The organism is Caulobacter sp. 602-1 (genome assembly GCF_003931565.1).
In the GTDB taxonomy this organism is placed as follows: domain Bacteria; phylum Pseudomonadota; class Alphaproteobacteria; order Caulobacterales; family Caulobacteraceae; genus Caulobacter.
In genome coordinates this window covers 1-276 of record NZ_RRYI01000201.1, presented here as the reverse complement: position 1 = coordinate 276, position 276 = coordinate 1, and the positions used below count along the sequence as shown (strand labels likewise).

The window sequence follows — 276 nt, the reverse complement described above, 5'->3', positions numbered from 1 at the left end:
GCGGCCGGCGTCATCCACACAGACTTCGAGAAGGGCTACATCCGCGCCGAGACCATCGCCTTCGACCACTTCATCAAGCTGGGCGGCGAAAACGGCGCCAAGGCAGCCGGCAAGATGCGGGCCGAGGGCAAGGACTACGTCGTCAAGGACGGCGACGCGATGCACTTCCGCTTCAACGTCTAAGCGTTCAGAACAGACCAGCGGCCGGAGCGTAAACGCCCCGGCCGTTTCTCATTGGCGAGCACGCCTATGTCCGACACCGTCACCCTGACCTCC

1 protein-coding gene is annotated in these 276 nt (G+C 63.8%); it reads left to right on the top strand.

Features of this window, described 5'->3' with window-relative positions:
• Positions 1-183: DUF933 domain-containing protein (locus tag EIK80_RS25865; RefSeq protein WP_125159738.1), on the top strand; the 183-nt coding region annotated here is incomplete at its 5' end.
• Positions 184-276: the final 93 nt, after the last annotated feature.